Raw genomic sequence first — 13280 nt, 5'->3', positions numbered from 1 at the left:
CATGGGATATCGCATTGAGGTCCGTGACCGGAATCTGAACCGAATAGGCGAGCTGGACACGTGGATGAAGATGGACCTGGTCCTCCGACTCAACCGGGCCGGCTCCTGGCAGCTCCTCGTACGTGATGAGACACCACAGGCGAAGCTCCTGGAGAAGGGTGGGGGGATAGCCGTCTGGATGGATGAGCGCCCTGACAAGCCGATCTTCTCCGGTCAGATCGAAACCTTCCAGAAGTACTGGACGACCGAACAGCACACGGGAGTTGGGTCCGTCTACGTGGGCGGGAAGTGCGACAACAAGATTCCCTACGGATACCTCGCCCTTCCCGGCACCACCGGTGAGGGAGACGCCCGCAGAGTGCTGCCCGTCGACCAGCAGTGGAAGGGCGAGGACCGCCGGACCTACGGGTTCGAGGCGGGCCAGGCACTGTGGGTCGAGTACGACTTCGCCTTCGGCAACCGCGGCCTGCCCGGCCGCAAGGTCCCCGGTGTGAACATGGGGCCGCCGCCCGCCACGGCCGGCGTCCCACCGAAGGTCGGCAAGCCGATCGGCGGGACGCTCCGCTACGACTCGATCGGCACCCTCGCGGAGAACTGGACGAAGGAAGGCGAGATCGCCTACCAGTTCCTCTGGAACCCTGACACGCGAAAGATTGAACTAACTGTCTTCACCCCCGCCGACAAGTCGATGGACGTCCGCTTCTCACCCGAGCTGGGCAACCTGCGCGAGTACATCGCAACACTGACGGCGCCCCGCGTCACGCGGGTAGTCGTCGCCTGCCAAGGCGAGGGTCAAGAACGCTTCATCAAGCAGTTCCCGGAGAAGTCCGCGCTGGACGACGACAGTCAGCCCCTGTGGGTGAACGACCTCACCGCGGACGAGCGGGAGTGGGGATTCGTAATCGAGCAGTTCGTAGACCGCCGCGACGTACCGCTGAAGACAGGCAAGGACGGCGGGCCCGAGCTCGTCACGAAGCTCACGGACGGCAAGGAAGACCTCGGCACAGACCCGGACGGGAAGCCCTGGAAGGACAAACCCACGGCCGTGAAGCACTACCTGGACTCCGTCAAGTCCGCAGCCGAGGGCGTGTTCAAGGAAAACCAGAAGAACGGCAACTTTCAGGTGTACCCCATCGAAACCCCGCAATGCAGGTTCGGGCGGGACTACTACCTGGGAGACAAGGTCAGTGTCGAAATCGACGGAGAGACCTATGTCGATGTGGTCCGAGAGGTAACCATCACCGTTGAGGACGGCGGTCGCGTCTCGACTGTGACGCCGAAAATCGGCGAACAGGGAACGGGCGAACCGCTCAACCTCTACAAGCATGTGAGCGAGCTTCGAGACAAGCTGCGCAAGCTGGAAGCGAGACTGTAAATGACGGAGACCAGTTACCCCTTCGAAAAGGATGCAGCAGGCGGGGGCCGCACCGCCGTCACGCAGAACGACTGGCAAAGCATGGCTTCGATGTGGTCTGGCGACCGGATCAACATGCTGCTGACCTCGACCAACCTGGTACCGGAGGCCATGCCGTTCTACGCCCGCGTGACCGACGTGAACACGATCACCGTGCAGCCCGGCGAGGCATTCGTGGGCGGCTTCTACTACAAGCTCGACGCTCCGGCCGCCGTCCGCATCGACAGTAACCTGTCCAAGGACAAGGCCCGCGTCGACCTCCTTATCCTCCGTGCCGACCTCGCCAAGGGGTCAGTGAACCTCGCTGTCCGACGCGGCGCCGAGTCCACTTCCCCTAAGATCCCGAAGCCGGCCCGCCAGCCCGGCGGCGAGTGGGAACTCCCCCTGTACGTCATCCGCGTGCCTAAGGGCGGTGGCGGCAACCCCGTCGCAGAGCCGGTCCACCCCTACATCACCAGTGACGACGCGGCCTCGGTCGCCCCCGCTCAGTCCGTGGCCTACCACCAGCCGCAGGGCACGTTCATCCGGTGCTTGGACCCGAAGAACCAGTACGAGGCGTTCAACGGCTCAGACGGCTACACGGTGACCCGGGACCTCGGCGCGACGAAGACCTACACGCCGAAGATCCTCAACACCCGCGTCAGCACGGACGACAAGCTCCAGGCGCGAGGGCGGTGGAGGTGGATCGCTCCCAACATGATCTGGTTCTCCATCGATATCGCCAACAGCACGGAAATCGACTTCTGGAACAACTCCCAGGATGATTGCATCTCGTTCACGCTGCCCATGCCATTTCACGGTGACATCGGGCAGGTCCTGTCAGGGCAGATGACGAACGGTGGATACGACGCGGGAATGCCCAACTTCGTTGACCTCCGGGGCTACACCTGGGGAGGGAATCGCACCAACGTGGCGCGCATTCTCTACCAGAACCCCAAGTATCTGCACGAGGGCCTTGACTACCTCCGCGTGTTCCCTCGAAATTCCTACATCCTATTCTCCGGCGTCTACGAGACGCAGGGGCTCGCCTAACCGGGAGACTCAATGGCACGCAACTACTTCGGCGGCACCTCGGCGGACGTCGCAGAGGACGAGGCCGGCTCCCGACTCCCCAACCTTCCCGGCCGGGTCTACCTCACCGCCACCGACCCCGATCCCGTCAAGGATGTCCTGGGACCCAACGACGAACCCTTGGACGGCCTCCTTGCAGATGAACGAGGCATGATCCCCCAGTTCCAGGGACCAGATGGCACAGAGCAGCTATGGGTCGATTTCGGTAAGGGCCGGACCATGCTCACTGCCAACAACGTGGGGGTGCGCTTCCGTTCACACCTTTTGTCGAACGCCGACCCTCATGGCGACCGCGCCTACTCCCGTGAGCTCCTGGAACAGGCCGTACTCAAGACCGGACGAAATGACTGTCGAACAATCCCGTCCGATGCACTGTTCAATGTTGACGCACCGGCCGGCACCAACGACGTTATTCGCATGAATCGTGACGCGAAGACAGGCACCAATCTCAAGTCGAGCGGCGCGCTCTACCTTGATCCGTTCACCGATAACACTGCGTTGGTCATCAACAGTGCCAACGTGACTGATACCAAGCCGCTGATTACCGTGAACGGAAGCACGCCTTCGACGTTCCGGGTAATGAAGAACGGTGACATCCGAACCAACGGCACCCTGATTACCAATTCACCGGTTCAGGCTCCGAACGTGGGTGACGCCCGCGTATTCTCCGGGCCAACCGATCCCGCTGTGCAGGGCATCACCCTGCGGCCCGGCGACGTTTGGGTGACCTATGGCGGATGAGTATAAGAACTGGCAGGAACTTGTAGCGGCGGAACCTGATGCTTTCAGGATCACGTACAGCATCGCCGACTCCGATACTTCACACATTGCCATTCACGCCGGTGGAATCGAGGCTGGTTCCGGGGAAGTGGCAAAAGCTGTGGCCACCCAGACCGGACACTCCCTGTACTGCATGGAGGGCATCAAGGCCAAAGACAACGGAACTCTGCACATCACGAGCACCAACTTTGATGAGCCGACTTGCGTGAAAATCCAGCGCACGGCAACCAAGACGATCTCCTATCACGGCTATTCCGGAGATGAGCAGGTAACCCACATTGGCGGCCTCGATAACGCGCTCGCCCAGATGGTGGGGAGAAAGCTGGAGGCGGCTGGATTCACGGTGGACTACAACCCCGGTGAAGATATCGCTGGGGCCAAGGAGTCCAATATTGCGAATCGAAACAAGTCGGGAGCAGGGGTACAACTTGAGCTCTCTGCCGGTCAGCGCAAAGCATTCTTTCCCAACGGCAACTCGGGAGCTGCGAACCGCGATGATCCTTCCGCGCGCACAGATGTGTTCCACCGGTACGTAGGGGCTGTGGTTTCCGCTCTGCCGAAGCCCACTTCTTCCTACAACCGGGTGAAGATATGGAATGGCTCGAAGTGGGTCGAGGGCACTAAGAAGATCTGGGATGGGTCCCGATGGAGCACGAAGCCCGCAGTTAGGGTCTGGGATGGACAGGGGTGGATGTTCCGCTACCCCGACCCCATTCAGTATCCATCATTCGTAGCAGCTAACGGGGCCCCCAAGGAAAACAGCGAGTACCGGACTTACAAGCTCCCCGCAGGCATTCGTCTCGGGGACTTCGTGGTATCCGTCTGCGTCGCTAGGGACGATATGCCGCAGCTCCTGAACCCCACTCTTTCCATGCCGCAAACGAAACGGCTGGCAACTGGTTCGTGGATCGCCTGCGTTGTCTTCCAATACGACGGGGCATGGGGTCTCCGCGACGGTGACTCCGTCAGGTGGGGCGTCCCCGCGGGCGGTGACTCGACGGTCGCCAACTACGTGTACCGGTACGCCGACACGATGAACATTCCTGTCACTCCTCTACAGGAGATCAAGGAATACAAAAACGTATTCGAAGTGCCGATGAACTCTCCCCGAGGTAACACTTCTCTCTTCGCTGTCGTTTCCGAGTCCAAGAATCTTTCAACGGTCCAGTTCCCCGAGGGCCTGATCTCGCGTTATTCCACGGGGGGAAAGTTCGGCGAGAACCAGATACGGGTTCACGCGGCTGACACACCAGGTTCGGGGGCGAGCGTAGGCACGGCAAAGCTCGATACGACGGTGCCGGCCGCAGCGGTAGTAACCATAAAGATTCCCGGAGCCGATGACGGCCTCCCGACTTGGATTCTGGGCGACATGGCGGCTTCCGTGCTCGGCAAGACTACATATCTCCAGTGAGGTGAAGAATGCCTAAACCGACTCTCACGAGGTGGCAGTCCCGAGAGATTCCAAACCCCTCTCTACTGAATGCCCGCCTGACGTTGCCGCAGAAGTACTACGCCAAGATGCCGTATTTCTCGGCCCGCGGCGTGAGCGTCGGCACTGCGTTCCCTGGCGGTGTCCCACCGAATCAGCCCCTCACGGCAGGACAGCGGAAGGATGTCGCCTGGGACTCAAGTCGGCACTTCCTGAACGGCTTTTCCAGCGGTGACAACATCCGATACCGAATACCCGAGGACGGCGTCTACCACGTCACCTTCAACGCATCGGTGTGGGGGAGCGTTGTCCGCAGCGTGGGCGAGAACCTGAACGCCTATATCGTCGCGGAAGGGGCTAGCGGCCAGGGCGCCTCGGGGGCGATTGCGCACACCACCTGCCAGCACCAGCAGGCAAACAGCTACACGACCATCCGCGTCAGCGTGACCGAGTACTTCACCCAGGGCACTTCGATTCGAACTCAGGTCTACCTCGATTCGGGCGCCACCGGAAGATGGGGAATCGCCGCAAATGACTTCGACGCAGATTTCAACGCATTCATGGTCAGCCCGAGTGGCAACAGTTGGTCGCAGCCGTCAGTCAAGCCGCCCACGCTGACCGCGTGGAAGGACGACAGGGTTGTCAGCGTAGCCGACATGAATGGAACCACACTCGATGTCTTCGGGCACCTGGAGAACCGTCCGCGCTTCACTGCCCGCGGAACTTCTTTCAACGTGGCTTCCAGTCAGGAGAAGGTCGCACTCGCATGGCCGGAGATGTACGCCAATGATCCCGGCTTCGTACTACAGCGGCTCGCCGATGGCTTCGCAGACCGGACCGCGATCACGGTTCCCTACTCGGGAATGTACCTGCTTCACTTCTTTTGCGCGGCAAAGCACAGCGATGGTACGGAATCCGCTTCGTACGGTTTCCAGTTCAAAATCCACGGCAGCAGTGGCGACGCCAGAATCCTTTCCCAGAACAGCACGACCCGTATCAATCAGGACTGCTCTGTGGCGGTGGACGACCTTGTCTACCTGACGGCAGGTGAGGTCCTGAACGTTCGCTTCTACGGCTGGGGCTCCGGCACCCGTTGGGTGAGCGGCGACGGCGATGGGCGAGTCAACACTCTGGGAGCCGTCTACATGGGGGCCTGAATGCTCACCTACCCGTCCTGGTCCCCCCGACAGCTCGTGTCGGCTGCGGACCTCAATCCTTACCTGTTCGAGAACAACAAACAGCTCACCAGTCCCAGCGCATTGCGGGTAAAGGGCTTGGACTCTCTAGCCAGCTTCTCCGCTCGAACCGAAGTCAAGTGGGACGCATGGGACTTCCAGAGGCAAGGATGGACTTCACCGAATATGGTCAAGTTCCGTTGCCCTTCGGCCGGCACCTACTTCGTGACGACCAATCTGACCTTCCGCCCTCCGAGCGATATGGACGGCAAGAAGTCTGCGCAAGTAGATGCCATGATCGCCGTCCAGTTCCCGCAGGACGACAGCACGAACGATTTCCTCAAGTCTCTAAACACCACGAAGATTGTCGGTTCGTACCTCAGCGTTAACTGCTCCGGACTGGTTCACCTCCCCGAAGGGGCCTTCATATCCGTCCGCGTGACGGGCTGGGGCGGCGAGTGGACGAAGGCGACCTCCGAGAACAAGAACTCTTCAATGAACTCCTTCGCGGCGGTTCAAATCGCTCCCGACGCAATGGGGTTGGCAGGTTGAACACCACCACACTAATTCTCAACACCTTCGGCCTCTGCGGCATCCTCGCCACCATTATCGGCGGCTTCGTTGTCGTGCGAGCCACGAAGGAAGCCAAGACCGCCGAGGTCTGGAAGGCGGAGGCGGAAGCCCAAAAGGCTCGTGGAGACCGGCTGGAGCTGGACCTGACCGAGATCAAGGACCGCCTCAAGCGGATCGAGCAGGAGAACGCCCGCCTCATCCAGATCCTCACCGCGATCGACCCTGAACGACTGCTCGTTCTGCGCCGAACCGAATGAACTAACTATCCGTTGCCGGTTAGTTCACGCACAGGGCCGCCCACCAGGGCCGGCCCTTTTTTCATGCCCGAAAGGCGGAAACATGAGTCAGGTTACCCAGGTTCTATCCATAGCGAAGAACGAGGTCGGCTACCGCGCGGAACGCGCAGCCGGCGAGCGGCCGTCCGGCCACCAGAAGTACTCCCCACAGGTCCCCGGCCTTGAGTGGTCGAACTATCAGCCCTGGTGTGCAACCTGGACGAGTTGGGTCGCAATGAAGGCAGGCGTCGCCGATCTCTTCCCGCGCACCGCGAGCGTCTGGACCGCGATGGAGTGGTTCAAGCAGCGCTCCCGCTGGAGCGAATACCCCGCCATTGGGGCCCAGGTCATCTACGGCACCTCGGGCAGCACGCACACCGGCATCTGCTACGCGTACGACGAGAGTTACATCTACACCTACGAGGGCAACACCAGCCTCTCGAACGACGCGAACGGCAACGGCGTCATGGCACGGAAGCGTCTCCGCCGAGACTCCTACGTACACGGTTACGGCCTGCCGGAGTACACCGAGGGAATCGTCACCGCGGACCCGTCGAAGAAGGGCAAGACCGGCTTCACCTACGCGGCTACCGCCTCGACGCCGGCCTCCGGCTCGGGCGGCTCCACAGGCACCCCCAGTGGCAAGTACAAGGTGAAGAAGGGCCAGACCCTCGGAGCTGTCGCGGCCCTCCTCGGAGTCTCCCTTGCGGCCCTCCTGACGGCGAACCCCGACATCAAGAACCCTGACGTGGTCTACCCGGACCAGGAGATCAACGTCCCGGCGAAGCCCATCCCTCCGGCACCGACCGAGAAGCCGACAGCACCGCCGCAGAAGCCGGAGCCGTCCCCGCCTCCGACCACCGGGAGCACGTACACGGTCAACGAGGGCGACTCGCTCTCCTCGATCGCCAACCGCTTCGGGGTGAGTCTGGCCCAGCTCGTGAGCTGGAACGAGGGGCTGGCAGCCAACCCCCACCTGATCTACCCCGGCCAGAAGGTGAAGGTCCAGGCCGGTAAGCACGCGGGCACCACGACCGCGACGAAGGAGTCGAAGCCTCGTGAGCCGTTCCACCCCTCAAAGCCTGCTGCGCCTGCGGTTCAGAAGCCCTCACAGGATGACCGCCTGGCACGAATTGAGAAGGAGCTCCGAGAGGTCAAGGGCAAGCTCGATGAGGTCTCCGGAAAGCTCGACAAGCTGACGCCGAAGCCCGATCCGAAGCCGGTTGAGAAGCCGAAGCCGGACGTCGAGACCAAGCCCAAGGAGCCGAAGCCGGACGTGCCGGCTCCCATCCACCCCGAGGTCTCCAAGCCCACAGACATCCCCGTTGTCCCCCAGCTCGTTATCCCGGCCCCGGAGGTCGCTCATGTTTCGTAAGCACGTCGTGCGCCTGCTCGGCGCCCTGGCCGCCCTCACCCCCTGGCTGATCGTCCAGTTTCCGGACATCCCCTGGGAGGCCCTGATCCCGGCCTCGCTCGCACTGCTCGGTGGTGCCGAGGTTGCACAGCGGGTCGAGGACCGAAAGACCGAAACCGCGCTCTTCGAGCCGTCCCCCGAGGAGGCCGCTGCGGCAGCACACCTCAAGCTCGCCCTTTATGAAGCGGGGCTGGCAACGTCTCCCGGCACCTCGCGGGTGGAGGTATCTCCCCTCGGTCGTGAATGAACTAACTAACCCTGCTACATAGCATGGTACAAAATGCACAACAAAAAAGGCCGGGGCCCCGTCAGGGGCCCCGGCCTTTTTCAGTTGGTGAGAGGGTCAGTCCTTCCACGTTCCGTCGGACCACTTCTTGACCAAGACGGAAAAGCGGCCCTGCACGATGCGTGCGGGCCGCCTCTGTGGCATCTTGTCCGGACTCACAGGAGCCCAGCAAGCGGGTTAGCGCTCTCCTTCTGCGGAGGGCTGGTGGCTGCCCTCTTCGTCGCCGCCTTCCGCGGGGCCGACTTCCGTACTGGCTCGCTCGCCTTCTTGGCTGGCGGGCGTACAGCAGTGGCCTTCCTCTGCGCCGGTACGACGGTGAGCTTGGGCCTCTCCTCGACCTCTTCGTCCTCCTGGTGCTCGTTCTGCTCCTGGGCCTGCTGCACGGCCGGCCGCTCATGCTCCCGCGTCGCGTCCACGAACCTCACGACCACGGGCTTCGGGCCACCCTTGGCGGAGCCAGCCCGCTTCTCCATGACCACGTCGGGCATCTTCTCGATGGCGGCCTCCATGGAGTCGGCGTTGCCACGAGTGCCCAGGGACCGCAGGATCAGGGTCCGGGTCGCCTCGCCTCCGTAGCGGGTGAGGGATTCCCGGATGATCTGCTCGACCGACTTCATCTGTCGGCCGGTACCCTGCTGGGCCTCGTTGATCAGCTTCTCCGTGCACGCCATCGAGTACTCGATCATCGCGTGCGCGGCCTCCCACGCCTTGACGGAGATCACGGTCTTGCGCTCGGCGGCCACCAGGAGGCAGGCAATACGAAGCAGGTTCTCGTCACCGCGCTCGATGAAACACGAGACGGCCTCGGGCAGCGATGCCATGCGGTCATCGAACTCCGCGCGGTAAGCGTCGTGCCGCGCCGCCGCTTCGGGAGACAGCTCCATCTCCCGGGCCCTCTCCCGCGCCCAGCGGTAGGCCCGCGTCAGCGCCGGGGTCTCCTTCACCGCGTCGAGCGGCTTCTTGACGCTCGACGGAAGGGACTTCGACTGGTTGACCAAGAAGTGCGGGATGCGGTTGAAGGCACCTCCTAGGGCGAACTCAGGCTTGACGAGAGGCGCCCACCGACCCGGCTGGATGTGGACGTGGTAGCCGAGGAGGGGCACGTCGATCCTCTGCTCTTCCCTCTTGCCCCCCTTGCCCTTGGTCGTGTTGACGACCGCTTCGCCGTCCCAAGCGTTGATGAGCTGATCGTGGTAGGTGGCGTCACGGTTGGCCCTCTTGAGGACGGAGGCCCACTCGCCTTCCGCGATCATCACCCGACCGTCCCGGCCGTCCTCCGAGGTAAGTGACTCCTGCTCGACCTCGAACAGGGTGGTCACCAGGGAGGGCCCGGACGAAATTCCCTTGCGCATCCTGGTGCCGAGGAAGCTGCCGATGGACGGGTCAAGGATCGCTCGCGCCGTCGCCAGGGCGAAGCCCTTACGTCCCACCCTCGACCGCCCTACGAGCGCCGACCAGAAGGCGGTAGGCCGGCCGGAGGGCTGAAACACCTTTCCAGCTACCGCAGCAGACCAAAGAGACAGGGTTGCGGCGTAGACCCCGATCGGGTCCGCCTCCGTGTGCGGCATGGCCGCCGCAACGGCCTTGCCCAGGGGGCCGTACTGCATTGCCTTGAACGTGGTCACTTTTGCTTCTCTCCCCTTAAGCCGCGACGGCCGCGACGGAACCGAACAAGTCTTCGAAGTAGGCCGCGAACTTATCGCCGTGCTCCTGGCACAGGTCGTAGCTCGCCGAGCCTATAGCAAGCTCAATAACGCCCGCCTGCTCTCTACCCTTTACGGAGCAGGCGTCACATACGACGCTCTCAACCACTTTCCTAGCCATCTGTCCTCCTATGACCGATAGGGCATGGCCAAAGGGCCGTCCTTTCGGACGGCCCTGACCAAAAACCATCGGTTCGCTATGCGTTCGACTTCTCTGCGTGGACGCGATAGGCGTACCGACCGAACGGCGTGATGAACTCATCGGCGTCGATGAACTCGAAGTTCCGAAGCCTCGCCGACGAGGTCCCGAGCCCCTTAATTTTTCCGTTCTTGACCGGGATGTCTCCGGTGAGCTGACCAAGCACCTTGAGGTTGAAGGCAGTCAAGGACTCGATACGCTCCATGAGCGTCATGTCCGCGATCTTGTGCGTCCGCTCGCACCCGGACCCCTCGCGCTTCGCCCAGTTCTTCTCTCGCCCCTCGGGAACGGGCAGCTCCTTGTAGTGGTTGGCTGCTTCCTCCTCGCTCACGATCAGTGCCGCGTCGTTGGATGCTGCTACTTCACGCTCGATGGCGCTCGGCTGCGGCGCCTGGCCGTTGGCGAGGGTCGTCCGGTACGCCTGCTGTACGTCCAAGGGGATGCGCCCACGGTCGGACAATGTGTATCCCTGCGCCTTGGCCCAGGCCCGAACGGCCTTCGCGTCCAAGGCATCGTCGTCCCCAACCGAAGGGCGGGCCGCGGGGCGGCCGGCCTGGACCTGGTGGTGCCCCACGCGCCGTCCGGCAACCATGTAGGGGGCGAGGAGTTCACGCAGCTTGCCTGCGTTCTCGTCAGTCAGGTCGATCTCGTACAACGTCCCGTCGATCCCGAACTCAACCGTTCGGATCTCGTAGGGGTCGGTGGATTCGGCACCATCGAGGTCGTCAATGTAGGTCGTGATCTGCTTCGTGGCCATGTCCGTATCCCTCTGTCCGTCCGATCGTGTTTCGATCAGCCATGACGAAGGGCCCGGCCGAAGCCGGGCCCTCATCAAAGCCACCGAAGCCGGTTAGCCGTAGTTCTCCGTGTGCTCTCCTTGCGTTGGGCTGGGGTGTTCGATGTCGGGGCCGAGGCAGGAGGGGACCGTGCACCAGTGCAGCCCCGCGAAGGTGGCGCCGCCCCAAGCCACCAGGGCACCAGCGGCCAGTCCTCGGGCGAGCGCGTTGAACGCCTTCGCGGTCTCTCCGCGCTTAGCCGACCGGAACTGCAACACGTCGCCCTGCGACCCGACGACCGTGGCGGACTCCGCCGCGATTCGGATCAACTCCTCGGGCGAACGGGAGCCGAGCTCCATCATGTGCAGCGGGACCGCCACCCGAAGCGACTCGACCAGGACCACGTTTTCGGCTGCGGCCTCCATCACTGCGGCTTCCCCGCCTTGACCCACTCGTGGTGCCAGTGCTCAGGGTCGAGGGAACGGCCGGCCTGCTCGCTCGCCTTGGCCCAGGCCGCATGGCTCTCCGGGTAGTACACCCGCCAGTCGTCCACGAACCGCATCGCCCAGCCGAGAGCTTCGAGCCGCTCCAAAAGGTCTGCCTCGACAAGGGAAGGGCGGCCGTGCGAGTCGTAGACCCACTTCTTCGATCCGGGGGCAGAAGCTCGCCAAGAGTCGGAAGCGTTGCGGATCACCGTCTGTTCAGTCGGCCGCATCTTAGAGCCCCACTTCCGTCGGCTCAGCTGCGAAGAACTTCATGAAGACCGGCTTGATCGCTGCCCTGCGTGCTCGCTTCTCGGGGCGGCTCAGTGTCCCCGGCAACACGGCAACCGCTCGGTCGATTAGGAGGTGCGGCGAGCGATTACGGATGTGCACGGCACACCTCTCGCAGGCGGCCCACCCCTCCGAATACACCTTCGTGACACCGCCCACTATCTCTACGATCGCCTTACGGGTGCGGAAGGCAGTTTCAGGGTGGTCGGATGAGCAGAAGTCACAGATGCCTTGCACCCGTTCGGCATTCACGGGCACTGGCGCGGGCTCGTGGTCCCACTCCTTTCCAATCCAGGCCGGGTGTGCGTATCGAAAGCCGAAAGCGTCGACCCTAGGGTTCAACGGAGTGCAGCAGGTGTCACACATCATCGGTTCGGACAGCATCACGCGTCAGCCTCCACGGGGGTAAGAACGATCTGCTGTCCGTTGTCGAGCACGTAGACCAGTTCGTGACCCGCGCTCAGCTCCAGCTCGATTTCTGCGACGTCCTCGACAGTCAGGCCAAGGCGGGGAAGACGACTGTTCGTCATGCGGCCACCCCATCCAGGATCAGTTCGGTACGGCAGTCCAGGAAGGCCGACACCGCTTCCTTCACGAGCATTTCCGCCACTGCGGTCGGGCAGTGGTATCCGTTAGCGGCCGTGCCGCACATCTCCCAGACCCGTTCCATGTGCGTCATCCGCTCCCTGTGCCTCAGGTAGTGCGCGGCCTCTTCCGCTTCCGCGCGCACCGCCGCACGGTCTTGTTCGTACGACTTCATGCGTCCCACTCCTTGTGTTCCTTCCTGGTGTCGGTCAAGAGTCCTTAGAGACTCAAAGCCAGGGGCTCACATTCCAACTTGAGCCCCTGACGTTCAGCCGCTAAGCGTCAGTAGTCACGGACGAAGTGCCAGGTACCTGCACCCTCATAGAGCGCTGTCTCACCGCAGATCAGCCGTTCCGCAGCCTCGCTAACTGCGATAGCCCGCATGTGACTGTGGTACTGCTTCGGGAGTTCGTCCCAGTAGTGGTCTTCCTCTTCCAGGATGTATGCGGCGTAGGCATTCTCCTCCGGCCCTATCTCCTCCGTGACGGTTCCAATGAACCGGTCTTGGCACGTCTCGTAGAGGTCTGCGACCTCTACCTCTCCGTGGAAGTGACGAACGATCACCGCCGGAAAATCATCCAGCGCAAGCGCGATCAGATGGAGGTTTTCCAGAGACTCGTACTCGCCGAGTTCGAGCCCGCCGAAGTCGTCGTAGTCGTGAATCGCGAACTCTTCCGCCCCAGGAATCGGGGAGGCGTCCAACATGAGCTGGATCTCATGACCAATCGAGTCGGGGTCCTGCGTGGCATCGATCCACTCTCCATGCAAGATGCCGTTGTTATATGAGGCGAGGCAGGCGGCGTAAATCTGGTGCATGGTTAGCGAAC

The 13280-nt window shown here is 62.5% G+C and carries 17 protein-coding genes; 9 read left to right on the top strand and 8 right to left on the bottom strand.

All coding sequences use genetic code 11. From position 1 onward, the window contains the following. Position 1: 1 nt before the first annotated feature. The 9 genes from ACFWA7_RS14755 to ACFWA7_RS14715 all read left to right on the top strand — a co-directional run bounded on the left by ACFWA7_RS14755 (position 2) and on the right by ACFWA7_RS14715 (position 8378). Positions 2 to 1375 carry a hypothetical protein gene (locus ACFWA7_RS14755; RefSeq protein ID WP_385823187.1) on the top strand — a complete coding sequence of 458 codons (1374 nt, stop codon included), beginning with the start codon at positions 2 to 4 and terminating at the stop codon, positions 1373 to 1375. Then, positions 1376 to 2446, top strand: coding sequence for a hypothetical protein (locus ACFWA7_RS14750; protein ID WP_385823185.1), 1071 nt, complete (start codon positions 1376 to 1378; stop codon positions 2444 to 2446). 12 nt (positions 2447 to 2458) lie between these two features. Further along, positions 2459 to 3226: a hypothetical protein gene (locus ACFWA7_RS14745; protein ID WP_385823183.1), complete on the top strand. Its 768-nt coding sequence runs from the start codon at positions 2459 to 2461 to the stop codon at positions 3224 to 3226. After that, entirely contained in the window at positions 3216 to 4676 is a 1461-nt protein-coding gene (locus ACFWA7_RS14740; RefSeq protein WP_385823181.1) for a poly-gamma-glutamate hydrolase family protein, read from the top strand. The genes ACFWA7_RS14745 and ACFWA7_RS14740 overlap by 11 nt, the downstream gene beginning before the upstream one ends. A gap of 107 nt (positions 4677 to 4783) precedes the next feature. Continuing rightward, on the top strand, positions 4784 to 5851 hold the full coding sequence (locus tag ACFWA7_RS14735) for a hypothetical protein (protein ID WP_385823178.1): 1068 nt from the start codon (positions 4784 to 4786) through the stop codon (positions 5849 to 5851). Further along, on the top strand, positions 5852 to 6421 hold the full coding sequence (locus ACFWA7_RS14730) for a hypothetical protein (protein ID WP_385823176.1): 570 nt from the start codon (positions 5852 to 5854) through the stop codon (positions 6419 to 6421). Next, positions 6418 to 6699: a hypothetical protein gene (locus ACFWA7_RS14725; RefSeq protein ID WP_385823174.1), complete on the top strand. Its 282-nt coding sequence runs from the start codon at positions 6418 to 6420 to the stop codon at positions 6697 to 6699. The genes ACFWA7_RS14730 and ACFWA7_RS14725 overlap by 4 nt, the downstream gene beginning before the upstream one ends. 82 nt (positions 6700 to 6781) lie before the next feature. Continuing rightward, positions 6782 to 8092, top strand: coding sequence for a LysM peptidoglycan-binding domain-containing protein (locus ACFWA7_RS14720; RefSeq protein ID WP_385823172.1), 1311 nt, complete (start codon positions 6782 to 6784; stop codon positions 8090 to 8092). Continuing rightward, complete coding sequence (locus ACFWA7_RS14715; protein WP_385823170.1) at positions 8082 to 8378, top strand: hypothetical protein; 297 nt, start codon at positions 8082 to 8084, stop codon at positions 8376 to 8378. The genes ACFWA7_RS14720 and ACFWA7_RS14715 overlap by 11 nt, the downstream gene beginning before the upstream one ends. A gap of 194 nt (positions 8379 to 8572) precedes the next feature. Here ACFWA7_RS14715 and ACFWA7_RS14710 read toward each other — a convergent pair whose 3' ends face one another. From ACFWA7_RS14710 to ACFWA7_RS14675, 8 genes are all read right to left on the bottom strand, one after another. Further along, positions 8573 to 10042: a hypothetical protein gene (locus ACFWA7_RS14710; protein ID WP_385823168.1), complete on the bottom strand. Its 1470-nt coding sequence runs from the start codon at positions 10040 to 10042 to the stop codon at positions 8573 to 8575. Between the two features lie 16 nt (positions 10043 to 10058). Further along, positions 10059 to 10241: a hypothetical protein gene (locus ACFWA7_RS14705; protein ID WP_385823166.1), complete on the bottom strand. Its 183-nt coding sequence runs from the start codon at positions 10239 to 10241 to the stop codon at positions 10059 to 10061. 76 nt (positions 10242 to 10317) lie between these two features. Next, positions 10318 to 11076 carry an Lsr2 family protein gene (locus ACFWA7_RS14700; RefSeq protein WP_385823164.1) on the bottom strand — a complete coding sequence of 253 codons (759 nt, stop codon included), beginning with the start codon at positions 11074 to 11076 and terminating at the stop codon, positions 10318 to 10320. 93 nt (positions 11077 to 11169) lie between these two features. Next, the gene (locus tag ACFWA7_RS14695; protein WP_385823162.1) at positions 11170 to 11520 is read right to left on the bottom strand and encodes a hypothetical protein; all 351 of its coding nucleotides are present in this window, start codon (positions 11518 to 11520) and stop codon (positions 11170 to 11172) included. Beyond that, positions 11520 to 11810, bottom strand: a complete 291-nt coding sequence (locus ACFWA7_RS14690; protein ID WP_385823160.1) for a hypothetical protein — start codon at positions 11808 to 11810, stop codon at positions 11520 to 11522. The genes ACFWA7_RS14695 and ACFWA7_RS14690 overlap by 1 nt, the downstream gene beginning before the upstream one ends. A 441-nt stretch (positions 11811 to 12251) precedes the next feature. After that, on the bottom strand, positions 12252 to 12398 hold the full coding sequence (locus ACFWA7_RS14685) for a hypothetical protein (RefSeq protein ID WP_385823158.1): 147 nt from the start codon (positions 12396 to 12398) through the stop codon (positions 12252 to 12254). Further along, positions 12395 to 12628, bottom strand: coding sequence for a hypothetical protein (locus ACFWA7_RS14680; protein WP_385823156.1), 234 nt, complete (start codon positions 12626 to 12628; stop codon positions 12395 to 12397). Before ACFWA7_RS14680 ends, ACFWA7_RS14685 begins: the two co-directional genes overlap by 4 nt. Positions 12629 to 12735: 107 nt before the next feature. Beyond that, complete coding sequence (locus tag ACFWA7_RS14675; RefSeq protein ID WP_385823154.1) at positions 12736 to 13269, bottom strand: antirestriction protein ArdA; 534 nt, start codon at positions 13267 to 13269, stop codon at positions 12736 to 12738. Between the last annotated feature and the right edge of the window lie 11 nt (positions 13270 to 13280).

This window comes from Streptomyces sp. NPDC059994, from assembly GCF_042737755.1.
Classification (GTDB): Bacteria; Actinomycetota; Actinomycetes; order Streptomycetales; family Streptomycetaceae; genus Streptomyces.
This window is presented reverse-complemented; position numbering and strand designations above follow the sequence as displayed.